Here is a 23,664-nt window from a genome sequence, read left to right as displayed (position 1 = left end):
GATCGCATCCGTTATCGGTTTCGGTGCAGGAGCCAGACCAGATACGGTCCGCCGATGAGCGATGCGAAGAGACCCAAGGGGAGTTGATAGGGGAAGGTGACGATCCTTGAGAGCCAATCGGCACCCGTCATCAAGCCGGCGCCGATCAGGATTGAGGCGAGCAGATGCTGCCGCACCTGTCCGAAGCCGAGGAGCCGCGCCATGTGCGGAGCGACGAGCCCTACGAGGCTCAATGGGCCGACGACGAGCGAGGCCGCCGCCGTCAAGCCTGCTGCAAAAAGGATGAGAATCGTTTGGCTTGCCCTAAGCGGCAGTCCTAGCGCGCGGGCCTGCCCGCTTCCGAGCGGCAGCACCGCCAGCCAGCGCGTGAGAAGGGGCAGGAGTCCGAGCAGCACCATGGCGACGGCGAGCACGATCCACGCTTCCGTCCAACCGACTTGGCTGGTCGAGCCGCTGATCCAGGCTAGAAGCTGGAAGGCGCGCGCGTCGCCGGTGATCATCGCGGCGTTGACCAGCGCATTGCAGAACGCGCCGGCGGCGAGGCCTCCGAGAAGGAGCCTCTCCGAATTATCCTCCTGGCGCTGGGCGATTGCGAGGAGGGCTACCAGGACCACCGCGACGCCCGCTGTCGCCCCTAAGAGGCGCTCCCCCATGCCCGGTGCGGAGAGGGCGAAGAGAAGCGCCGCCAGGCCGACACCCGCTCCGGCGCTGACGCCCAGCACTTCCGGGCTCGCGATTGGATTGCCGGTCATCCGCTGAAGGATCGTCCCGGCGGCGGCCAGCATGGCGCCGGCTGCGGCGGCGGTAAGGATGCGAGGTGCGCGGAAGGGGAGAAGCGCGTCGAGAAGCGAACCGGCGGCTAGGCTCCAACCATCTGGCCCCCGACCGATGATGAGAGCCAGGGCGATTGTAATCAGAGCAAGCAGTAAAAGCGTGATGAGCGGAAGGACAGGCCGGGTAATCCGCCGTTCCGATGCGGGCGGCAGAGAGGCCGGGGAGCGGCGGAGAAACCTGAGGCGCGGAAGAAGATAGAGAAGCAGCGGTCCTCCGAGCAGCGCCGTCGCCGCGCCCGTCGGGACCATTTCGGCGGAGCCGCCGGCTGCGAGCTGCACGAGACCGTCCGTCAGCCAGAGAAGAACCGCTCCGATCAGAGGAGCGGCAATGAGGGTGTCTTTCTGCCCGCGGGCGCCGAATAGACGCGCGAAGGTCGGGGCCGCCAAGCCGATGAAGCCGATGATGCCGATCTCCGCCGTGACCGTCGTCGCAAGCCATACGGCAATTGCGAGAGCGAGCAGGCGCAGCCAGAGAAGGTTGACGCCAAGGCTCTTCGCACTCGCGTCGTCGAGGCTGACGATCGCGAGCGGTCTGGCCAGAAGGAAGGCTGCAACGAGCGATAGGGCGAGCGTGGTCGCGATGGCCTGCACATGGTCCCAGCCCTGCTGCGTCAGCGAACCGCTGCCCCAGATCAGAAGCGACATCATGTACTCGCCGTTCGCCAGGATCAGCGTCGCGCTCAACGCCATGGCGATCAGGGAAACGACCATGCCTGCGAGAACGACCGTGACCGGCTCGAGCCCGCGCTTCCAGGCAAGAGCCAGGAGGAGGGCGACCACTCCGAGGCCGCCGGCCAGGGCGACGACCTCGCGCGACGTATCCATGAGCGCCGGCGCAAACAAGGTCGCGGTTGTCATGGCGAGCTGCGCGCCGGAGGCGATGCCGAGAGTGGACGGATCGGCGATGGGGTTGCGCAGCACCTGCTGCAACAGGGCTCCCGACAATCCGAGTGCTGCACCGGCGAGGAGGGCGACGGCTGCGCGGGGGAGAACGCTGTTGAACAGGAGAATGCGGTTGAGATCGAAGCCCTGAGCGCCGGACAGCGGGAGCAGGTTCAAAACCTGATACGCACAAAGGCCGAGCGCCATCGCGACCGCAAGGATCCCTGCCCAGGTCGACGGGCGTTGGGTCAGCGCATCAACCATGGATGGGTTTCCCGTTGCCGGAAAAAGCTTCCGTCAGAAGCCGCGCGAAGCGACGCGCTGCGGGAAGAGCGCCGAAGGGATTGACCGGGGCGATCACCGAGACACGTCCCTCGCGCACCGAAGGAAGTGCTCGCCACAAGGGGCTTTGTGCCAGGGTGCTCTGCGCATCCGAAGGAATTGGCGAGACGATGGCGATGGATGCTTCGGGCACTTCCGCCAATGCTTCCAGGGGAACGGGTGCCGCTGCCGCGTAGCTCGTCGGCTTCGACCAGGCATTGGTGAAACCGAGACGCGTGAGCACGTCTCCGAACATGCTGTCGGCGCCGAAGGCGCGGAAATGGCGCGCATCGCCGAGATTGATCAGGTAGACCGGCCGCGCATTCCGCTCGGACAATGTTCGGCGTGCCGTTTCGATTTCGGTCAACGACGCGTCCACATAAGCACTGGCGGGTTCCGCTCTGCCGAGACGCTCGCCGAGTGCCTTCGTCACCTCTTCGGCTGCGGCATAGGGAGGTCGCCCCGGCTCGTAGATCGTGTAGGAGGCAACGGAGGCGATCCGCTCGAGATTGCCGCGCGCCCATGCAAACCACGGCGAGCTGACGATCAGATCGGGATTTGCAAGCTGCAGCATCTCGAAGTTCGGAGAGCCGCGAAGGCCGAGATCGGCAACCTGCGGCGGGACCGACGGCTCGATGGAGATTTTTCGAAACTGCACGAGCTCCGTCGCGGCGACAGGCACCACGTTCAAGGCAAGCAGCGTCTCGAACATCGCCCAGTCGACGACGGCGACCCGATCATATCGATCGGCTTGCGCCTTGCCGATAAAGGTCAGGCTGAGCCCCGCGCCGAGGAGGCTACGCCGGGTCATAGCGAATGCATTGCTTCGATCGGTGGGATGCATCGGCGTATGGCTAACTTGGGGGATGGCCTGCGTTGTTGTGGTATCTTGCTTCGAATACTTGCAAAATAATCGAAAATACTTTTGCGTCGAGCGGTCTTTGCGGCGTCGGTGGGTCGGGCTTTCCGGTTTGGAGCTCGCTCAGGAGTGATCCCAAGCGACACCCGGAATGCGATGTGGTGATGACCGGCAAACTCATCGGCGTCAATGATTATCTTAAAAAATATCTATGATCGTAATAGGTTGGAAAGATTCAAAAGAGCGGTGCTGATCCCTGCACTTTGCGAATACCATCATTGTGCCGCACGCATCTCAACGCCTCTCATCTCCGAAAAGTGGCTTTCCGGTGACACCAAGATAGATATGTCAACTGCCCATGAATTACAGAATAACGCTCGGAAGGCAGATATTATAAGGCAAAATCGCCTCATTATAATCATTACAAAGTGTAGTTTAGAGTAGTTTGAAAACATAAATCTTGCCTCATCTGAGGCAAGCCCATACTCAGAAAATCAAGCAGCGATCAGCTGATAGAGCACGCACGTAGAGCCCCTGCGCCCCGTGCGGCGGATGCCTGAGGACACCATGAATCGTCGTTATGTTTTGAGTATGGGCGTGAGCCTCGTTTCCCTCACCTTGATGGTCGCATCGAGCGGACATGCCTGGGCTCAAACGCAACCTGCTAGCGGAGAGATCGCCCTTGAGACGGTGACCGTCGAAGGGCAGGGCGGATCGGGGATCGGCCCCGTCAACGGCTATGTGCCCAACCGCACGACGACAGGTTCGAAGACCGACACGCCTATCGAGGAGATCCCGCAATCGGTCTCCGTTATCGGCCGCGAAGAGATCGAGGACCGTCAGGCGCAGAAGGTCGACGAAGCCCTGCGTTATACGGCCGGCGTCTTCGCGCAGCCCTATGGCCTGGATTCCGACACAGACTGGTTCTTCATCCGCGGCTTCGATGCCGGACAGACAGGCGTTTTCCTCAACAATCTGCCGCTCTATCAATATGGCTTTGGCGGATTTTACATCGACCCGTTCGTCCTCGAGCGCATCGAGGTGCTCAAAGGACCGTCTGCCGCTCTGTATGGCGGCTCGTCCATCGGCGGTCTCGTCAATCTCATCAGCAAGCGTCCGACGACGGAGCCGCTGCGCTATGTCGAAACCGGGATCAACTCCTGGGGCAACGCCTATGCGGCCTTCGATTTCGGCGGCGCGATCGACAAGGACAAGATGTGGTCCTACCGCCTGACCGGAAAAGTCTCCGGCGGCGGATGGGAGACGGAGATCGCTGACGATTTCCGTGGCGTGATCGCACCTGCTTTCACCTTCCGACCCACCGCCGATACCTCGCTGACCGTGCTGGCCTCCTACCAGCACATGGATCTCATGCATACCGGCGGCTTCCTGCCCTATATCGGCACGGTCGTGCCGGCATCGTTCGGCCGTATCGACCGCCGCTTCTATTACAGCGAGCCTGACATCGATCTCTATCGGCGCGATCAGACCATGATCGGCTACGAGTTCGAGCACGCTCTCAACGACATCTGGACGATCCGGCAGAACTTCCGCTACGCCTATGTGGATTCCAGGGAGCGCGGCCCCTATCCCTACGGCTATCTCGATCCGGTGACCGGGTTCCCGGTCGCCACACCCACGGGGCCGAACAATCTCCTTTATCGCATCGGCTTCCAGCACCACACAGTGGTGAACACGGCGTCTCTGGACAATCAGGCCGAAGCGAAGTTCGACACCGGGCCGCTCAGCCACAAGCTGCTGCTCGGCCTGGACTACAAGTACTACAACATCGATCACATCCAGGAATCCGGCGGCGGCACGCCGCTCAGCGCCACCAACCCGATCTATGGCACGCCGCAGGGCCCGACCGTCCCGTATCTCGACCAGAACCTGACCATGAACCAGGTCGGCTTCTACGCTCAGGATCAGATCCGCTATGATAGCTGGATCGTGACCCTGAATGGGCGCTACGACTACGTGACGACGGAGAGCACCGACAAGGTCGGCAATGCCAATTTTGACGACACCGCGGGAGAGTTCAGCGGCCGTTTCGGTCTGGGCTACGAGTTCGCCAACGGCATGACGCCCTATGTTGCCGTGTCCCGGTCGTTCAATCCCGTTATCGGATCCACTTTCAATGGAGATTCGTTCGCCCCCGAGATTGGGGAACAATACGAAGTCGGCATCAAGTACAAGCCGACCGGGTTCGACGCATTGATCACGGCGTCGCTGTTCGACCTGACGAGGCAGAACACCCTGGCGACCGATCCGATCAATCCCTTCTTCAATGTGCAACTCGGCGAAGTCCGCTCGCGCGGCTTCGAACTCGAAGGGCAGGCCAACATCACCGAAGGCCTGAAGGCCATCGCCGCCTTTACGGCCTATGACATCGAGGTCACCAAGGACACCAATCCGCTGCTGATCGGCAAGCGCCCCAACGTGGTGCCGGAGATCCTCGCTTCCGGATGGCTCGACTACACGGTTCAGGATGGTCCCTTGAGAGGGCTCGGCTTCGGTGCGGGTGTTCGCTATATCGGCTTCTCCTATGCCGACAACCTGAATACCCTTAAGGTGCCGGCCGCAACCGTGTTCGATGCCGGCATCCGCTATACGCGCGACAACTTCACCGTAGCGCTCAACGTCAACAATCTGTTCGACAACGAATACGTTTCGTCCTGCAACACGCAATATACCTGCAATTACGGCGCTGGCCGCGTCGCGACGCTGAAGGCGAGCTACAAATGGTGACTGGAAGGGCGCCGTCTCAGGACGACGCCACCATCACTATATCGAAGACCATGACAATCGTTCTCAGCCCTGCCAGCGCTCCCCTGTTCGACCTGACGGATGTCAGCTTTGCAATCCCGGAACGCACGCTGCTTCAGCCGCTCAGCCTGTCCCTGCCTGCAGGGCGGGTGATTGGTCTGATCGGCCATAACGGCTCCGGCAAGTCGACGCTGATCAAGCTGCTGGCGCGCCAGCAGCCTGCGACCGGCGGTACCATTGCCTTCGAGGGAAAGGCGCTGCCCGATTGGGGCGACAGGCCTTTCGCCAGACGGGTTGCCTATCTCCCGCAGCAGACGCCTCCCGCCTCGGGCATGCTCGTCAGGGAGCTTGTGGCGCTGGGCCGGTATCCCTGGCATGGACCGCTCGGTCGTGTCAGCGCGACCGACCGGGAGAAGGTGGCGGAGGCGATGGCGCTCGCCGATGTGGAGTCCTTCGCCGACCGCCTCGTCGATACGCTCTCGGGCGGCGAGCGGCAAAGGGTGTGGCTCGCCATGCTGGTTGCGCAGGATGCCGAGTTCCTGCTGCTCGACGAGCCGATCTCCGCTCTCGACATCACCCATCAGGTGGAGGTTCTCGCGCTCGTCCAGCGTCTGTCGCGGGAACGCGGGCTCGGCGTGGTCGTCGTTCTGCATGACGTCAACATGGCCGCGCGCTTCTGCGACGAAATCCTTGCGCTCCAGCAGGGGCGGCTGATCGCCCGCGGGACGCCTGAGGAGATTATGACCTCGAGCCGCCTCGAGGCGATTTACGGCATCGCCATGGACGTCATTCCCCATCCCGTCACCGGCCAGCCCGTCAGCTTCGTCCGCTGAGCCTGTGCCCAACCTCCTGCTTGCCGTCTCAGGCGGCGGGCAGTACCTAGTTCCGCCATGCGCTCCCTGCTCAAACGATTTTCCGCCTATTACCAGCCGCATCGCGGGCTGTTCGTGCTGGATTTTTCCTGCGCGGTCGCCTCCGGCCTGCTCGAGCTCGGCTTTCCCATCGCCGTCAAGCTGTTCATCGACACCCTGCTGCCGACCGGGCAATGGGGGCTGATCGCCGTTTGCTCGGCTCTGCTGCTCGTCATTTACGTGCTCAATGCCGGCCTGATGGCGACGGTGACATATTGGGGGCACATGCTCGGGATCAACATCGAGACCGAGATGCGGCGCAAGGCCTTCGATCACCTGCAGAAGCTCTCCTTCGGTTTCTTCGACAACCAGAAGACGGGGCATCTGGTGGCGCGGCTCACCAAGGATCTGGAGGAGATCGGCGAGGTTGCGCACCACGGACCGGAAGATCTCTTCATCGCAGTGATGACGCTGTTCGGCGCCTTTATTCTCATGTTCACGGTCAATGTGAAGCTCGCCATGATCACGGCTCTCGTAGTGCCGCTCACGGCATGGCTGACCACCCGCTACGGCGGGCGCATGACGCGCAACTGGCAGGCGCTCTACGGCCGGGTCGGCGATTTCAATGCGCGCATCGAGGAAAATGTGGGCGGCATCCGGGTCGTCCAGGCCTTCGCCAACGAGGACCATGAACGGCGTCTCTTCGCCGTCGACAATCAGAGCTATCGCAGGACGAAGCTTGAGGCCTACAAGATCATGGCGGCCTCGACCTCGCTCAGCTATCTCAGCATGCGCCTGATCCAGATGGTGGTCATGGTGGCCGGCAGCTATCTGGTGCTCAAGGGCGAGCTCACCGCGGGCGGCTTCGTCGGCTTCCTGCTCCTCGTCGGCGTGTTCTTCCGCCCCATCGAGAAGATCAACTCGGTGATCGAGACCTATCCGAAGGGCATCGCCGGGTTCAAACGTTACCTCACCTTCCTCGATACCCGCCCCGACATCGCCGACCGCCCGGGCGCAAAGGAGGTCGGCAAGCTCAACGGCGACATCGCGTACCGGAATGTCCGCTTCGGCTATACGCCGGGGCGTGACGTGCTCAACGGCCTCGACCTGAAGATCCGGGCCGGCGAGACGGTGGCTTTCGTCGGCCCCTCGGGCGCGGGAAAGACCACGATCTGCTCGCTCTTGCCCCGGTTCTACGAGGTTGACAGCGGCTCAATCACGATCGACGGCATCGACATCCGGGACATGACGCTGCGTTCGCTGCGCAATCAGATCGGCATCGTGCAGCAGGACGTCTTCCTGTTCGCGGGCACGATCCGCGAGAACATCGCCTATGGCCGGCTCGAAGCGACGGAGGCGGAAATCGTGGATGCCGCCCGCAGGGCGCGGCTCGATCAAGTGATCGCATCGCTACCGGCAGGGCTCGATACGGTCATCGGCGAGCGCGGCGTGAAGCTCTCCGGCGGCCAAAAGCAGCGCCTCGCCATCGCGCGCATCTTCCTCAAGAACCCGCCGATCCTCATCCTCGACGAGGCCACCTCGGCCCTCGACACCGAAACCGAGAGGGCGATCCAGCAGGCTCTCGCCGAACTGTCGAAGGGGCGTACGACGCTCGTGATCGCCCACCGCCTCGCCACCATCGTCAATGCCGACCGGATCGCCGTCATCGATCACGGTGTCATCGTGGAGCAGGGCAATCACGGAGAACTTCTGGCGCACGAGGGAAGCTATCGTCGTCTGAGCGAGGCGCAGTTCAGGTGATCTAGCGGCCTGCCGCCTCGGCCCAGAATCCCAGGCTGCGGGCGTTGACGGGAGTGCCGGCCGCGTCGTGAAGCGCGAGGATCGCCTCGTGAAAGCGTCGGGCTTCGTCAGGGCCAAGCAGCAGTCTCAGACTGTGGATGATCCGCGTGATGCGCAGATGGTTGTGATCGAAGCCCGTGAGCCACCAGCGCGTGCTTTCGTAAAACCGGAGCATGCGTTCGGCGGCTTTCGTCAACATTTCCCGCGCCTGCGGGTCATTTCGAATGGCCTCGATCTCGGCCGCACTCAGGACCGGGGATTGGGGCTGGGCGGCGCTGCGGGTCTGCAGGGGGAACAGCCACTGGATATAATCGTGGACCTCTTCCAGCCTGTCGTCGGAGAGGCCGAGCACGTCGCTCGCAAAACGTCCTTGGCCGTCACGTCCGGTGCCGGCGAGATAGGCATGGAGAGGTCCGGCTGTCATGTCGCTGCCTCCGGTCTGTCTTGACCAGCCTGAGGCGCATCGATGGCCTAAGTGAGGACGCTTACGAAAAACCTCGCGCAGACGAGGAGCAGGAAGATGCCGAAGGCGACTTCGAGCCGGCGCTTGGAGAGGCGATGCGCCAGGCGGGCTCCGACGGGCGCCATCCAGGTGCTGGTGGGAATGAACAGCACGAAGCCGAGAAGCGATACATAGCCCAGCGCGAGCGGCGGCTGGAAGGCGAGCACGTTCGGATAATCGGCCATATGCGGCCAGCCGGCATAGATATAGCCGAGCGCTCCGGGGATCGAGATCAGGATGCCGAGGCCGGATGAGGTGGCTACCGCCTGGTGGATCGGGCGGTTGTAGAAGGTCATGAACAGGTTCGAGAGCTGTCCGCCGCCGATGCCCATGAGCGCCGAGAGGATGCCGATGAGCCAGCCATAGGCGATCATGATCGGCTTTGCCGGCATGTCGAGACCGAGGCGCCAGCTGTCCTTGCCGAAGAGCAGGCGGATCGCGGAGACGCCCGCGACGATCACGAAGACCCATTTGAACAGGTCCGCAGGCGCATAACGCGCGATGACGCTGCCGATGGCGACACCGAGCACCACCGGCACGGCCCAGACGCGCAGGATCGTCATGTCCACGGCGCCCTTGGCCTTGTGCGCGGAGAAGGAGCGTAGGGAAGTCGGGATGATGATGGCGAGCGATGTGCCGACGCAGAGCGGCATGCGCACCTCCTCGGGAACCTCGAGGATCCGGAAGAGCTCGTAGAGGATCGGCACGGCTACGGCACCGCCGCCGACGCCGAACACGCCGGCGAGCAGGCCGGTGAGCGCTCCGGCCGCCAAGAGGGCGACCACGAGCCAGGCCAGATCGAACAGGGGGATGCCAAACATCGAAAAAAATCCATCAATCGTCAGCAAGGGGCCGTAGGATCTTTTGGATCCTGCGGCAAGGGGGCTTGCTGCAGGGCAGTGATTCAGTTTTGCTTCCGCTCCGTCATTCCGGGTCGCCGCAGGCGAGCCCGGAACCTATAACCGCTAACGCTGTAGAATAAGGCGGTGAGCATTCAGCCCTCTTCTGTCTCGTGAGCGTTTATGGGTTCCGGGTTCCGCTGCGCGGTCCCGGAATGACGGCGTGCCACTACCTGCTGCAGGGCAGCCCTACACAGAGGCGCTGCCGGCAAGCCGCTCCTGGTATTCGCGCGCTCTCTGGTCGATCCAGGACCGGTCGGTGATGCCGCCCGGATTGGCCCTCGTCGCCATCGCGTCCATGAAAGCCAGGAAGCGCTCATGGGCGACGCCGTAGAGCCGGTGCAGCTCCTCGAGCGGCTCGGGATGATCGTCCACGCGCAGATCAAGGATGGGGTAGGGCTCGTCGCGCCAGATCTTGATCGCCGCGGATTGCTTGCCGCGCTTGTCGCCGCCCTCGGCCTGTCCCGCATCGAGCGCCGACATGAGGCGGTCGGCGAAGGGCAGATCCGAGCGACGCTTATAAGTGTCGAGGGTCGCCTGGATCACCGCAGGCCCCGCCAGCATATTGCCGGCAACGGACACGCCTTCATCCGTGAGATGGCCGCACCAGTCGATGCAGTCGCGTCCCGTATGGGCGGCCGTGCGGCCGTCCCGGTCGATCACATGGAGCTGGCGCGAGTCCCTGCCGGGATCGCCGGCAATGAGCACCGCAACGATCTCCTCGGCGCTGCGCCCCTCGGCCAGGAACCTGATGCCGTCCGTGCCGTAGAGCGGATTGACGAGCGCCTGGGTGGCGAGCGCACCGATGCGCGCCGCGCCGTGGGGGCAGAGCGCGCCCACGGCGAAGAACTTGGTGGTGACCGCGACGCCGAAGGCGCCGGTGCTAGGATCCTTGGCGATGATCGACCAGGTCATGCCATCCTCCTCAGCGCCCGGCCGCGTAAGCCTGCATCAGGCGCGGGGTCGCCGCGCCATGCAGCAGCCCGTCCTTGTCACGGCTTGCCGCCACCAGACGGCCGACCGTCCAGGCCGGTGCAACCTCGACCTCGTGGCCGCGGGCGCGCAGATCGTCGAGCACCTCGGCGCCGTAGGTTTCCTCGGCCATCAGATGCCCCGGCTTCTGCTCGCGCGGATAGAACGAGGAGGGGAAATGCGCCGTGTGCGACATCGGCTGATCGATGGCTTCCTGCAGGTTCAGGCCATGATGGGCATGGCGCAGGAAGAGCAGCAGCTGCCATTGCTCCTGCTGGTCGCCGCCGGGCGAACCGAAGACCATGTAGGGCTCGCCATCCTTCTCCGCCAAGGTCGGCGTGAGCGTCGTGCGCGGGCGCTTGCCCGGCGCGAGGCTCGCAGGCAGGTTCTCCTCGAGCCAGAACATCTGCGCCCGCGAGTTGAGCATGAAGCCGAGCTCCGGAATGACGGGCGAGGATTGCAGCCAGCCGCCCGACGGCATCGCCGCGATCATGTTGCCGAAGCGGTCGACCGCGTCGATATGGACCGTGTCGCCGCGGCGCGCCGAGCGCATGGAGGCAAGCGTCGGCTCGCCGCCCGAAACCTTCTTGTCGGTGGTCGAGAGATCGCGCAAAGCCTTCAGGGTGCGCTCCACCTGATCCTCGTAGCCCTCGACGCGGCCGGGGCGCAGCTCGCGCGATGCCTTTTCGGTGATGAGCTTGCGGCGCTCGTCGTTATAGGCATCCGAGAGCAGGGTCTTCATCGGCACGTCGATGAAGTCCGTATCGCCGTAATAGGCCTCGCGGTCGGCGAAGGCGAGCTTCATGGCTTCGACCACCGTGTGGACGAACTGGCCGCTCGTCGGGCCCATGGCCGCGAGATCGAAGCCTTTCAGGAGCGCCAGCGTCTGCAGGAACACGGGGCCCTGGCCCCAGGGCCTGATCTTGTTCACGCGGTAGTTATGATACTCGTAGGTCTGCGGCGCGTCGTAGGTCGCCTGCCACTTCGCCATGTCGTCGCCGGTCAGCACGCCGCGGTGGCGCGAACCGCTCTGGTCCATGGCCTCGGTCTTGCGCACGAAGGCGTCGATGGCCTCCGCAACGAAGCCCTTGTAGAAGGCGTTGCGCGCGCCCTCGATCTGCGCCTCGCGGTCGCTGCCCTTCGCCTCCGCCTCGCGGATGACGCGCTTCCAGGTATCGGCGAGCTGCGGGTTGCGGAAGAGCTGACGGGGCTTCGGCACCTCGCCACCGGGCAGGAACACGGATGCGGAGGTCGGCCATTCGGTTTCGAAGAATTCCTTCAGGCCCTTGATCGTGTCCGACACGCGCGGCAGCAGCGGGTGGCCGTGCTCGGCATAGTAGATGGCGGGCTCCAGCACCTCTCTCAGGGAGAGCAGGCCGTGGTCGCGCAGAAGCAGCATCCAGGCATCGAAGGCGCCGGGCACGACGGTGGCGAGCATGCCGTTGCCGGGGATCAGCTTGAGGCCTTCGCTCTTGTAATGTGCGATGGTGGCGCCCTTCGGCGCGGTGCCCTGGCCGCAGAGCACTTCCACCTTCCTGGTTTTGGCCGAATAGAAGACGGCCGGAACCTCGCCGGACGGGCCGACCAGATGCGGTTCGACCACCTGCAGCACGAAGCCGGAAGCGACGCAGGCGTCGAAGGCATTGCCGCCTTTTTCCAGCATCGCCATGCCCGCCGCGGTGGCGAGCCAATGGGTCGAGGTGACGATGCCGAAGGTGCCGAGGATCTCGGGCCGTGTCGTAAACATGAATCTGTTTCCAGTTTTGGCGTGTAATTACTGTTCGCGAGGATCGAGCGCGTCGCGCAGGCCGTCGCCGAGGAGGTTGAAGCCGAGCACGATCAGGAAAATCGCGGAGCCCGGGAAGATCGACATCCAAGGCGCCTGATCCATGAAGTTCTTGGCCGTGTTCAGCATGGAACCCCAGGACGGGTTCGGCGGCTGCTGGCCGAGGCCGAGGAAGGACAGGCTCGCCTCGGCGATGATTGCGGCTGCGATGGTAAGGGTGCCTTGCACTAGGATCGGCGGCAGCACGTTCGGCAGAACGTAGCGCAGCATGATCCAGAAATCCGGCAGGCCGATGGCCCGCGCACCCTCGACATAATCCTCCGCCTTCACCGTCAGCACCTGGCCGCGGGTGAGGCGGATGAAGATCGGCATGGCGGAGAGACCGATGGCGATCATCGCATTGGTGAGGCTGGGGCCCAGGAAGGCCGCCAGCGCAATGGCGAAGATGAGGAACGGGATCGCCAGCATGGCATCCGTGGCGCGGGAGATCGCGGCATCGATCCAGCCGCCGAAATAGCCGGCCACGAGGCCGAACGGCACGCCGAGCACGATGGCGATAGTGACCGAGACCACGCCCGCCATGATGGAGGCGCGTGCGCCCCAGAGCATGCGGGAGAAAAGATCACGCCCGAGTTCGTCGGTGCCAAACCAGAACAGGGCCGAGGGCGCCTTGCGGATTGCGGTGAAGCTCGGCTTGATCGGATCGTAGGGCGCGAAGTAAGGGCCGATGAGAGCGACGAGAACGAAGAACAGGACGATGGCGGCGCCAAGCACGGCGCTCTTGTTCTTCAGGAATTTCGCGAGGACGCGGCTGCGCTTCTTCGGCAGGGCGACCTCATCGGCGACAATGGCTGTGGCGGTCATGACGCGTTCCTCAGACGGGGATTGACGAGGACGTAGAGCACGTCGGCCACGAGGTTCATGAAGATGAACCCAACGGCCGTGCAGAGCACGACGCCCTGCACCACGGCATAGTCACGGTTGAACACCGCATCCACGATGAGCTTGCCGAATCCCGGGATGGTGAAGATCTGCTCGGTGAGCACCGCGCCGGCGAGAAGCTCGCCGAAGAGCAGCGTGGACAGCGTCACGATAGGAATGAGCGCGTTGCGCAGGGCATGCTTCAGGATGACCTTGCGCGACAGGAGGCCCTTGGCGCGGGCGGTGCGGATATAGTCCGAGCGCATCACGCCGAGCATGGCGCTGCGGGTGTGGCGCATCAGGCTCGCTGCCAGACCCGTGCCGAGCACGAAAGCCGGCATGAGCATGGTCTTGATGTTCAGCCACAGGTCTTCCGTCGGCGGCACGTAACCGGAGGCGGGAAGGAGACCCCAGCGGACCGATACCAGCATGATGAGCATGATGCCGAGCCAAAAATTGGGAATCGACAGGCCCGAGAGGGCGATCACGTTGGCAGTGTAGTCGACGGCCGTTCCCTTTTTCACCGCCGAGACGATGCCGGTGGGAATGCCGATGGCAAGCGCGACGATCATGGCCATGATGGCCAGTTCGATGGTCACGGGCAGCTTGCTGAGAATGAGATCGAGCACCGGGATGTCGGTGCGAAGCGATATGCCGAGATTGCCGGTCAGTGCCGAGCCGATCCAGGCGAAATACTGAACCGGAATCGGATCGTCCAGGCGGTACTTCTCACGCAGATAGGCAAGAACCTGCGGGTCGCGCTCCTCGCCCGCCATGGTCAGCACCGGATCGCCGGGCAGAAGCTTCTGCAGGGCGAAGACCAGAAGCGACACGATGATCAGCGTCGGAATGGCAATCAGTATTCGTCGTCCGATGTAGCGCAGCATCAGCTCATGGAACCCGTATCGAGGAGAGGGCGTGCCCGGCGAAAGTCGCCGGGCACGCGGTACTTGGTTTTCTTAGGAAGCGAACTTCACGCCCTTCAGGCGGATCATGCCGTCCGGATAGGGCTTGAAGCCCTGCATTTTCTTCGAAAGGACGAAGGGCCAGGGCTGGTAGTAGGTGTAGATGATCGGCAGGTCCTGCTTCAGGATTTCCTGCGCAGAATCGTAGAGCTGCTTGCGCTTGGCCTCGTCGTTGGTGCTGCGGGCCTCGTTCAGCAGCTTGTCCACGTCCGCGTTGCAGTAGCGACCGTCATTGAGGGCGCCCTTGCAGGTTGCGAAGGCATGGATGTTGCCGTCGGGATCGACGCGGCCCGACCATCCGATGATGTTGGCCTGGAAGTTGCCGGCCTGCGCCTCCTTCTGCATGGCGGCGAACTCGGTCGGCCGCAGCGTGATCTCGAAGCCCGCCTCGGCCGCCATGGCCTGGATGATCTCGGCGATCTGCTGGGTCGTGGTGCTGGTGCCGAAGGTGATCTCGAACTTCACCTTCTCGGCGCCTGCTTCCTTCAGGAGCTGCTTGGCCTTTGCCACGTCGCGCTTGTTGGCGGCGAATTTCGGATTGTTATAGGGGCTCGCAGCCGGGAAAGGCTGGCCGGCCGGCGGGTAGATGCCGGCGCCCACCACCTCGTTGATCACATCGCGGTCGATGGACAGCTCGAGCGCCTGACGAACGCGCTTGTCCTGGCCGAGCGGCGTCTTCGCCTTGTCGCCGTTGTTGGTGTTGATGGTGATGCCCTGATAACCGATGCCCGTGACGGGCGCGAAGACCAGGTTGGTGTCGCTCTTCGCGGCGGGAACGTCGCTCGGAGCGAGGCGCTCGAGCATGTCGAGGTTGCCCGATTTGACGTTCGCGAGGCGAACGGTCGTGTCCGGAATGGGCTGGAAGACGATGCGGTCGAAGTTGAAGTTCTTCGCGTCCCAGTGCTCCTTGAAGCGCTCGAGCACGATGCGGTCGTTCTGCACACGCTCGACGAACTTGTAGGGGCCGGAGCAGACCGGCTTCTGGCCGAAATCGGCGGAGGCCATGGCCTTGGGCGACATGATCATGCCGGCGCGGTCGGAGAGCTGCGACAGCAGGGTCGCGTCCGGCTGCGTGAGATTGACCTTCACCGTCAGGTCGTCGACCACGTCGACGCTAGCGACCGATGTCAGCTCGCTCTTGCGCAACGAATCCGGCAGGGTGCGGGCGCGGTCGAGATTGGCCTTCACCGCGGCGGCATCCATCTTCTCGCCGTCGTGGAACGTGACGCCCGGGCGCAGCTTGAAGGTCAGCGACTTGCCGTCGTCGGCCCAGCTCCACTCGGTGGCGAGTTCGGGCGTGAACTTCAGGTCGGGAGTGATGTCGACGAGCTTGTTGCACAGCGAGGTGAACACGATGCGGCCGACGAAGGTGCGGGCGCGGTGCGGATCGAGCACATCCGGGTCTTCGTTCAGACCGATGCGCAGGGTTTGCGCCGAGGCCGCGGTGCTCATCATGAGTCCGGCAGCCGCAGCAAGGAGCAGTCTCTTCTTCATTTCGTAGTCCTCCAATCTTCCTCTGGGTATCGTCCTCTGAGTTCAGGGGCTCGTCGCGACGGGCTTATCCTGCCGTTCGCGCCAAGTTCGGTAGAGCGCCAGGCGCTTGGCGAGCGCCGCGCTTGGGGGCGGAGCGCTGATGGAACCGGCTCCCGCTCCCTGGATCTCGCGCCAGAAATGGCAGGCTACCTGACGCCCGTCAGGCGCCGTCTCCAGCCCAGGGTGCTGTTCCTTGCAGAGCGCACGCGCATGGGGGCAGCGGGTGTGGAAGCGGCAGCCGGAGGGCGGAGCGGCCGGGCTCGGCACGTCGCCCTGCAGCAGCGCCTTCGGCTGGCGGTTCGATGGGCTCGGAACGGGAATCGCCGCAAGCAGCGCCTGCGTATAGGGATGCAGCGGGTTGTCGAACAGCGCGTCCGTATCGGACAGTTCAACGATCTCGCCCAGATACATGACGGCGACGCGGTCGCTCATGTGGCGGATGACGGCAAGATCGTGTGCCACGATCACGAGGGTGAGGCCAAAGCGGTCCTTGAGATCCTCGAGCAGGTTGATGATCTGCGCCTGGATCGACACGTCGAGGGCAGAGACCGGCTCGTCGCCGATGATCAGCTTTGGGTCGCCCGCCAGCGCCCTGGCGATGCCGATGCGCTGGCGCTGGCCGCCGGAGAACTCGTGCGGATACCGGTCGGAATGCGTCGGAAGAAGGCCGACGGTCCGCATGAGATCCGCCACGCGCTCGCGCTTCTCCCGTCCGGATGCGAGATTGTGCAGCCAGATCGGCTCGGCGATGATGTCGCCCACATTCATGCGCGGATTGAGCGACGCGTAGGGGTCCTGGAAGATGATCTGCAATTCACGGCGCAGCCTGCGCAGCTCGTTCTTGTTGAGCGACAGGATCGAGCGGCCTTCATAGCGCACGTCGCCGCCGGTCGGCTCGATGAGCCGCAGCAGCAGCCGGCCCAGGGTGGACTTGCCGCAGCCGGATTCGCCGACGACGGCGAAGGTCTCACCGCGGTTGACCCCGAGGGACACTCCATCGACCGCCCGTACGATCGTCGGAGAGGACAGAAGCCCGCCACCGCCGAAATGCTTCTTCAGGTCGACGCCTTCGAGGATGATGTCGTTTGCTGGCATCACGCTCATCACGCGGCTCCACGGTGAAGTTCGAGAGGGGCGTACCAGCACCGCGCCTTATGGCCCGGTTTGATCTCGGCAAGCGGCGGCGGATCGTTCGCGCAATGAGCGTCGGAGAACGGGCAGCGCGGCGTGAAGCGGCACCCCTTCGGCATCAGCTCTGCCGGAGGAACCGTGCCGCGGATCGTGGCGAGACGACCCTGCCGGCGGCCGAGCGAGGGGACGGAGCCCATGAGGCCGATGGTGTAGGGGTGCTGCGGATCCTCGAAGATGGCTTCGACCGGGCCGCTCTCCACCACACGGCCGGCATACATCACCGCTACTTCGTCGGCGACTTCGGCGACCACGCCGAGATCGTGGGTGATGAGGATCATCGCCGTGCCGGTCTCTTCCTGGAGACGGCGGATGAGCATGAGAATTTGCGCCTGGATTGTGACATCGAGCGCGGTCGTCGGCTCGTCGGCGATCAGGAGCTGCGGGTCGTTGGCGAGCGCCATGGCGATCATGACGCGCTGGCGCATGCCGCCCGACATTTCATGCGGATAGGCGCGCAGACGCTTCTCAGGCGCCGGAATGCGCACCTTCTTCAACATGTCGAGCGCCCGCTCCCAGGCCTCGGCCTTCGAGACCTTGCGGTGCCGCGCAATGCCCTCGGCGATCTGGTCGCCGATGGTGAAGGCCGGGTTGAGCGAGGTCATGGGCTCCTGGAAGATCATGGCCAACCGGTCGCCGCGAAGGTCCGCGCGGTCGCGTTCGGTGAGCGTCAGCAGGTCCCTGCCGTCGAAGTGAGCCGAGCCTGCCACGATCCGCGCCGGCGGCGTCGGCAGAAGACCCATGAGCGCAAGCGAGGTCACGCTCTTGCCGCAGCCGGATTCGCCGACGATGCAGAGCGTCTTGCCCTTGCTCACGGAGAACGACACGTCGTCGACGACGTTGATGCCCTTCGGCGCGCCGTCGAAGCGGACCGACAGTCCCTGGACGCTGAGCAGCGGCTTCTCCGCGACCGGTGAGGCTTTGCTCAGATCGTGAATCTCAGTTGTCGGCTGGCGTGCCGCCTCACGTCCCATGGCGAAGTCTATCCTTGTTATTTGTTGTCACGGGTTCCGGTGGAACGGCTCTGTCGATGCTGTCGGGCAGGGGGCTGGTCATGACCGTGAGAAGGCCGTCCCGCACGAGTTCGAGATGCTCGCGCATCGCCTGTTCCGCCGCATGGGCCTCACGCTGAGCGATGGCGGCGATGACGCGGCGGTGCTGCTCCACATAGATCTGCTGGCGCTCGCCCGAACGCGCCCGCTCGCGCAGGAGGCGCCAGGTCGTGTCCTGCCGGATACGGTCGACGATATCGAAGATCGCAAGCAGAAGGGAATTGCCTGCCGCTTCCGCGATGGTGCGGTGCAGGGCACTGTCCCAGAGCTCGCGTCCGTCGGCATCGGACGTTGCCGCTGTCTTTTCCGCCAGGAGCAGGAGGCGCTCGATATCGCCGTTCGAGGCGCGCATGGCGGCGAGCCGGGCGAGGGCCGGTTCGATTTCCAGCCGCACATCCATCACCTCGAGCGGGTGGGTGCGCTTCGTCAGGTCCGCCAGATCGGTCGGGGTGTGGGCGGGGCGAGAGCCGAGGAAGGTGCCTTTGCCCTGCTGCCGCCAGATCCGGCCTTCCGCCTCCATCACCTCCAGCGCCCGCCGCAGGGCACGCCGGCCGATACCGATCCGGGTCGCCAGCTCGCGCTCGGGCGGCAGCCGCTGCCCGGCGTCGAACGAGCTGTCGTCCAGAAGAGCCCGCAGACGCCCGAGGGCGAGGTTGGAGCTATCCGTCAATGGATCGGGATCGGACATGAAATCCAAGTGCTGCGAACCAATGTTGCTGATGAAGCGCCTTTCGCGACCTCTTCTTGCAGTGTCGAGGTCGTTGGCGAAAGGAAGCTAGCCCAATTGCGAACCAATTTGCAACTGGTTCGCTGGTGGTTCGGTAGTCATCCCCTGTCAAATCCTTGACCAGTCGGGCCGAATTGACTGCCGCCGCGCTTTGCCAGCCGAAGGACTGTTGCCTAAAATTTACGCAGCAGACTGCCTGCCCAATCGGTGGCCGCGAAGGCGGATTATTTGGCCCGAAACTTGCTTCTCCATGCAGAGCCCTGGACCTCTAGAGCAGTGAGAGCTTTCAAGACCTTGTCCAAAGACAGCCAATCCGGTCAGCGGCCTCTTCGCGTTGCGATCATCGAGGAAAACGGCATCAGGGCGGCGATCCTCGTCGACGGATTGAGGGAGGCCGGGATCCTGGACGTGGAGGTCATCGAGACGATGACCAACATGCTCCGGCGCCTGAGCACCATCGACCCGGACGTGATCATCATCGGCATCGAGAACCCGAGCCGGGACGTGCTGGAACAGATGTTCCAGGTCTCGAAGCTCGTCTCGCGCCCGGTTGCGATGTTCGTGGACCGCTCGGACGGATCGATGATCCAGGCGGCGGTCGAGGCGGGCGTGTCGGCTTATGTGGTCGACGGCCTGCGCAAGGAACGGGTGAAGGCGATCGTCGACATGGCGGTGAGCCGGTTCAACGCCTTCGACCGCCTGCAGCGCGAATTGCTGGAAGCCAGAAGCGAGCTGGCCTCCCGCAAGATCGTCGAGCGCGCGAAGGGCATCCTCATGAGAACGCGGCAGCTCTCGGAGGAGGAGGCCTACGCGCTTCTCCGCCAGACCGCCATGAACGAGAAACGGAAGCTGGTCGATATTGCGCAGAGCGTGGTGACGGCCGCTTCCCTTCTGGAGAAGTAAGGACGTGTGGGGAATAACGGATATGAGCGGGGATCCCGTGAGCCGGGCGGGGTCCGTGGACGATACGCCGTCGACGACAAAGGGGCGCCGGGCTCCGGAGCGCCTGGTGCGCGTCGGATTCATTCCGCTCGTCGACATGGCGGTGCTCGTGGCCGCCGCCGAGCAGGGCTTTGCCGAACGCGAAGGCATCCGCCTGCAGCTGATGAAGGACGTATCGTGGTCCAATATCCGCGACCGGCTGGCCTTTCGCCAGTTCGACGTCGCGCACATGCTGAGCCCGATGCCGGTGGCGTCGCAGCTTCATCTCGGCTCCAATCCCTATCCATGCTTCACGCCCTTCGCCCTCGGGCGCGGCGGCAACGCGATCACGCTCTCGCTCGATCTCTATCGCGAGATGCAGGCTTTGGCGGGGCTCGACGGCTCGGAAGGAGCGCTTGCGAACGCGCTGGCCCTGAAGCAGGTGGTCGAGCACAGGCGGCAGGCCGGGAAGAAGCCCCTTGTCTTTGCCATGACCTATCCGTTCTCCTCGCACAATTACGAGTTCCGGTTCTGGCTCGCGGCAGCCGGCATCAATCCCGACACCGATGTCACCATGACGGTCGTGCCGCCGCCCCTCACGGTGGATGCGATGACCGCACGGGCCATCGATGGCTTTTGCGTCAACGCTCCCTGGAACATCATCGCCGTCGAGAAGGGCATCGGGCGCATGGTGGCGACCAAGGCCGATATCTGGCCGTCGGCGCCCGAGAAGGTGCTCGGCGTCAGTCCGGAATGGGCCGATGAAAACCCCGAGACTCTGTCGCGTCTCGTCGTGGCGCTCGATGCGGCGGCGCGCTGGTGCGATGCCCGCGAGAACCATGCCGCGCTGGCGGACATGATGTCCGCTCCCGCCTATCTCGGCGTTCCGTCGGGCCTGATCCTGCAGCTGTTTTCCGGACAGCTCACCGTCGATCCGGACGGGCGCGTGCGGCACGTGGAAAACTACCTGCGGTTCTCCGGGCAGAGCGCGAACTTCCCGTGGATCAGTCAGGCGCTCTGGATCTACAGCCAGATGGTGCGATGGGGCCAGGTTGCCTACAGCGAAGCCGGCCTTGCACAGGTGAAGGCTGCATACCGCCCCGATCTCTATCGACGGATCCTGGCGAGTTCAGGCGCGTCCGTACCGCTCCACGACAGCAAGGTCGAGGGTTTGGACGAGACATTCATCGACGGCCGCAGCTTCTCACCCGACGATATTCAGGACTATGTGGACGGATTCTCGATCCGGGCGGCAGCAAATGCCGCGGTCGACGAATAGGCATTGCAGCGCACACAAGTAAGGCGCAGTGCACAAATTATGACCTTGAGCAGAATATAGGCAGTCTATACCTTTTCTAAGTGAGAGACGGATCGGACAAGGAGGTCTGCGCCACTCTCGAACGACAGGCCGGTCAACGATGACGGGCCGTTGCCTCTCTGAAGAGGCGTTCCCGACAACGACGTCGCTGGATCAGCTGTTTCCGCTCATGTGCGGCATTCAGTTCATCTCGCGGCGTTTTTTGCGTTTCAGGCCGGACCGCATGGTCCGGCAACGGGTGATCCGTGTCTGTTCGAGCGCTGCGCTCCGGGCGGATCCGCCCGACCAGGTTTCAACCGGTCTCGTCCGCGAAAGCGCGACGACAGGAACAGGGGAAGCACGATGCAGACACCGAAGATCACTCGTCGAGACGCGCTCCGCGGTGCCAGCGCCGCCTTGACGCTCGCCGCCGTGAAGTCGGCCTTTCCCGGCGGTGCATTCGCGCAGAGTGCTGAGCCCGAAACGAAGACGGTCAAACTCGGCTACATTGCACTCACCGATGCGGCGGCTCTGATCGTCGCCAAGGAAAAGGGCTTCTTCGCCAAGCATGGCTTGCCGGATGCGGAGGTGCTGAAGCAGGCCTCCTGGGGCGCGACACGCGATAATCTCGTGCTCGGCTCTGAGGCGAATGGCATCGACGGCGCGCATATCCTGACGCCGATGCCCTACCTGATCTCGACCGGAAAGGTGACTCAGGGCAGCGTGCCGACGCCGATGTATATTCTCGCGCGCTTGAACCTAGACGCGCAGGCGATCTCCGTCGCCGCCGAATATAACGGCTTGAAGCTCGGCCTCGATTCATCGCCTCTCAAGGACGCTTTCGCGAAGAAGCGCGCCGCCGGCGGCGATCCGAAGGTCGCGATGACGTTCCCCGGCGGCACGCACGATCTCTGGATCCGCTACTGGCTCGCTTCCGGCGGCATCGATCCCGACAAGGACGTGTCCACCATCGTGGTGCCGCCGCCGCAGATGGTCGCCAACATGAAGGTCGGCACCATGGATGCGTTCTGCGTCGGCGAGCCTTGGAATGCGCAGCTCATCAACCAGAAGCTCGGATACACCGCCGCCAACACCTACGAGATCTGGAACAAGCACCCCGAGAAGGCACTGGGGCTTCGCGCCGCCTGGGTCGACAAGCATCCGAAGGCGGCGAAGGCGCTGCTGATGGCCGTGATGGAGGCGCAGGCCTGGTGCGACAAGCTCGAGAACCGCGAGGAGATGTGCAAGATCGTCGGCACCCGCGCCTGGTTCAACGTGCCCGTCACCGACATCCTGCCGCGCCAGAAGGGCGAATACGATTACGGCATCGACGGCAAGGTCGTGAAGGACTCGCCCGGAATCATGAAGTTCTGGCGCGACCATGCCTCCTTCCCGTTCAAGTCGCACGACCTCTGGTTCATCACCGAGAACATCCGCTGGGGCAAGTTCGAGACGAACACCGACGCCAAGGCGCTCGTCGACAAGGTCAACCGCGCCGATCTCTGGCGCGAGGCGGCCAAGACCCTGGGCGTCGCCGCAAGCGACATCCCGGCGAGCGACAGCCGCGGCAAGGAGACCTTCTTCGACGGCAAGGTGTTCGATCCGGACAATCCGCAGACCTATCTCGCCAGCCTGCCCATCAAGCGCATCGCGTAATTGTCGGAGAACAGGCTCATGGTTCATTCCGCCCGCGTCCTCGCCCTCCCGAATCCCAAGATTCCAGCGCCAACCCGGCAGACCGCGCTGCATCCGCTCGTGCCGAAGCCCGTCAGCGTTCTCTCCCGAGTCGTTCGGCTTGGAACCAGCGTCGCCACGCAGGTCGCGCCGCCGGTTCTGACCATCGCCCTCCTGCTGCTGCTCTGGCAGATGCTGGCGTCGAGCCCGACCTCGGCGCTGCCGAGCCCGCTCAAGGTGATCGACGACAGCTGGGAGATCATCGTCGACCCGTTCAAGGTCGGAAACGGTATCGATCAGGGCCTTTTCTGGCACGTATCGGCCTCCCTTATCCGCGTCGGCTACGGCTATATCCTCGCCGCCATCGTCGGCATCGGGTTCGGTGTGCTGCTCGGACAGTCGACGCTCGCCATGCGCGGTCTCGACCCGGTGTTCCAGGTGCTGCGCACGATCCCGCCGCTCGCCTGGCTGCCGCTCTCGCTGGCGGCTTTCCGCGACGGCCAGCCCTCGGCGATCTTCGTGATCTTCATCACGAGCGTGTGGCCGATCCTGATCAACACCTCGGTCGGCATCCGCAATATCCCGCAGGATTATCGCAACGTCGCCAAGGTCCTGCGCCTGTCGCCCATCGAGTTCTTCACCCGCATCATGGTGCCGGCGACCGTGCCGCACATGTTCACCGGCCTTCGCATCGGCATCGGCCTGTCCTGGCTGGCCATCGTCGCGGCGGAGATGCTGATCGGCGGCGTCGGCATCGGCTTCTTCATCTGGGATGCGTGGAACTCGTCGCTCATCTCCGACATCATCGTGGCCCTGGTCTATGTGGGTGTCGTCGGCTTCCTGCTCGACCGCTCCATCGCCGCCATCGGCCATCTGCTCACCCGCGGCACCGCTGCGCAATAGGGAGGACGGCAC

Annotated in this window: 19 protein-coding genes; 7 read left to right on the top strand and 12 right to left on the bottom strand. The window is 63.9% G+C overall.

Features of this window, described 5'->3' with window-relative positions:
* Positions 1–11 precede the first annotated feature (11 nt).
* Both fhuB and JKL46_RS09090 read right to left on the bottom strand, forming a co-directional pair.
* Positions 12–1,979 carry a Fe(3+)-hydroxamate ABC transporter permease FhuB gene (fhuB, locus tag JKL46_RS09095; protein ID WP_201832078.1) on the bottom strand — a complete coding sequence of 656 codons (1,968 nt, stop codon included), beginning with the start codon at positions 1,977–1,979 and terminating at the stop codon, positions 12–14.
* The gene (locus JKL46_RS09090; RefSeq protein WP_246529215.1) at positions 1,972–2,847 is read right to left on the bottom strand and encodes an iron-siderophore ABC transporter substrate-binding protein; all 876 of its coding nucleotides are present in this window, start codon (positions 2,845–2,847) and stop codon (positions 1,972–1,974) included. Before JKL46_RS09090 ends, fhuB begins: the two co-directional genes overlap by 8 nt.
* 615 nt (positions 2,848–3,462) lie before the next feature.
* Between JKL46_RS09090 and JKL46_RS09085 the strand changes: the two genes are divergently transcribed.
* The 3 genes from JKL46_RS09085 to JKL46_RS09075 all read left to right on the top strand — a co-directional run bounded on the left by JKL46_RS09085 (position 3,463) and on the right by JKL46_RS09075 (position 8,273).
* Positions 3,463–5,643 carry a TonB-dependent siderophore receptor gene (locus JKL46_RS09085; protein WP_246529214.1) on the top strand — a complete coding sequence of 727 codons (2,181 nt, stop codon included), beginning with the start codon at positions 3,463–3,465 and terminating at the stop codon, positions 5,641–5,643.
* A gap of 50 nt (positions 5,644–5,693) precedes the next feature.
* Positions 5,694–6,494, top strand: a complete 801-nt coding sequence (locus tag JKL46_RS09080; protein ID WP_201832071.1) for an ATP-binding cassette domain-containing protein — start codon at positions 5,694–5,696, stop codon at positions 6,492–6,494.
* A 66-nt stretch (positions 6,495–6,560) separates the two neighbouring features.
* Positions 6,561–8,273, top strand: coding sequence for an ABC transporter ATP-binding protein (locus tag JKL46_RS09075; protein ID WP_201832145.1), 1,713 nt, complete (start codon positions 6,561–6,563; stop codon positions 8,271–8,273).
* Position 8,274: 1 nt separating this feature from the next.
* Here JKL46_RS09075 and JKL46_RS09070 read toward each other — a convergent pair whose 3' ends face one another.
* The 10 genes from JKL46_RS09070 to JKL46_RS09025 all read right to left on the bottom strand — a co-directional run bounded on the left by JKL46_RS09070 (position 8,275) and on the right by JKL46_RS09025 (position 18,818).
* The gene (locus tag JKL46_RS09070; RefSeq protein ID WP_201832069.1) at positions 8,275–8,736 is read right to left on the bottom strand and encodes an opioid growth factor receptor-related protein; all 462 of its coding nucleotides are present in this window, start codon (positions 8,734–8,736) and stop codon (positions 8,275–8,277) included.
* A gap of 47 nt (positions 8,737–8,783) precedes the next feature.
* Positions 8,784–9,635, bottom strand: a complete 852-nt coding sequence (locus JKL46_RS09065) for a sulfite exporter TauE/SafE family protein (protein WP_201832068.1) — start codon at positions 9,633–9,635, stop codon at positions 8,784–8,786.
* A 267-nt stretch (positions 9,636–9,902) separates the two neighbouring features.
* Positions 9,903–10,628: a DUF1028 domain-containing protein gene (locus tag JKL46_RS09060; RefSeq protein ID WP_201832067.1), complete on the bottom strand. Its 726-nt coding sequence runs from the start codon at positions 10,626–10,628 to the stop codon at positions 9,903–9,905.
* Between the two features lie 10 nt (positions 10,629–10,638).
* Positions 10,639–12,432: a gamma-glutamyltransferase family protein gene (locus JKL46_RS09055; protein ID WP_201832066.1), complete on the bottom strand. Its 1,794-nt coding sequence runs from the start codon at positions 12,430–12,432 to the stop codon at positions 10,639–10,641.
* 27 nt (positions 12,433–12,459) lie between these two features.
* Positions 12,460–13,335, bottom strand: a complete 876-nt coding sequence (locus JKL46_RS09050) for an ABC transporter permease (protein ID WP_201832065.1) — start codon at positions 13,333–13,335, stop codon at positions 12,460–12,462.
* The gene (locus JKL46_RS09045; protein ID WP_201832064.1) at positions 13,332–14,279 is read right to left on the bottom strand and encodes an ABC transporter permease; all 948 of its coding nucleotides are present in this window, start codon (positions 14,277–14,279) and stop codon (positions 13,332–13,334) included. Before JKL46_RS09045 ends, JKL46_RS09050 begins: the two co-directional genes overlap by 4 nt.
* A 72-nt stretch (positions 14,280–14,351) precedes the next feature.
* Complete coding sequence (locus JKL46_RS09040) at positions 14,352–15,851, bottom strand: ABC transporter substrate-binding protein (protein ID WP_201832063.1); 1,500 nt, start codon at positions 15,849–15,851, stop codon at positions 14,352–14,354.
* A 42-nt stretch (positions 15,852–15,893) separates the two neighbouring features.
* The gene (locus JKL46_RS09035; protein WP_425493247.1) at positions 15,894–16,985 is read right to left on the bottom strand and encodes an ABC transporter ATP-binding protein; all 1,092 of its coding nucleotides are present in this window, start codon (positions 16,983–16,985) and stop codon (positions 15,894–15,896) included.
* A gap of 8 nt (positions 16,986–16,993) precedes the next feature.
* Positions 16,994–18,052 (bottom strand): ABC transporter ATP-binding protein, encoded by a 1,059-nt coding sequence (locus JKL46_RS09030; protein ID WP_201832056.1) that lies wholly within the window; start codon positions 18,050–18,052, stop codon positions 16,994–16,996.
* Positions 18,042–18,818, bottom strand: a complete 777-nt coding sequence (locus JKL46_RS09025) for a FadR/GntR family transcriptional regulator (RefSeq protein ID WP_201832054.1) — start codon at positions 18,816–18,818, stop codon at positions 18,042–18,044. The genes JKL46_RS09030 and JKL46_RS09025 overlap by 11 nt, the downstream gene beginning before the upstream one ends.
* Positions 18,819–19,151: 333 nt before the next feature.
* On the opposite strand from JKL46_RS09025, the gene JKL46_RS09020 reads away from it, so the two are divergent.
* The 4 genes from JKL46_RS09020 to ntrB all read left to right on the top strand — a co-directional run bounded on the left by JKL46_RS09020 (position 19,152) and on the right by ntrB (position 23,652).
* A complete protein-coding gene (locus JKL46_RS09020; RefSeq protein WP_201832052.1) occupies positions 19,152–19,760 on the top strand; it encodes an ANTAR domain-containing response regulator in 609 nt (202 codons plus the stop codon).
* Positions 19,761–19,782: 22 nt separating this feature from the next.
* Positions 19,783–21,057 carry a CmpA/NrtA family ABC transporter substrate-binding protein gene (locus JKL46_RS09015; RefSeq protein WP_201832050.1) on the top strand — a complete coding sequence of 425 codons (1,275 nt, stop codon included), beginning with the start codon at positions 19,783–19,785 and terminating at the stop codon, positions 21,055–21,057.
* Positions 21,058–21,438: 381 nt separating this feature from the next.
* On the top strand, positions 21,439–22,731 hold the full coding sequence (locus JKL46_RS09010; protein ID WP_201832049.1) for a CmpA/NrtA family ABC transporter substrate-binding protein: 1,293 nt from the start codon (positions 21,439–21,441) through the stop codon (positions 22,729–22,731).
* An 18-nt stretch (positions 22,732–22,749) separates the two neighbouring features.
* Complete coding sequence (gene ntrB, locus JKL46_RS09005; protein ID WP_201832041.1) at positions 22,750–23,652, top strand: nitrate ABC transporter permease; 903 nt, start codon at positions 22,750–22,752, stop codon at positions 23,650–23,652.
* Positions 23,653–23,664: the final 12 nt, after the last annotated feature.

It is taken from the genome of Microvirga zambiensis WSM3693 (assembly GCF_016735695.1).
Taxonomy (GTDB): domain Bacteria; phylum Pseudomonadota; class Alphaproteobacteria; order Rhizobiales; family Beijerinckiaceae; genus Microvirga; species Microvirga zambiensis.
The sequence above is the reverse complement of the archived record's forward strand: the minus strand, read 5'-3'. Positions and strand labels throughout refer to the sequence as shown.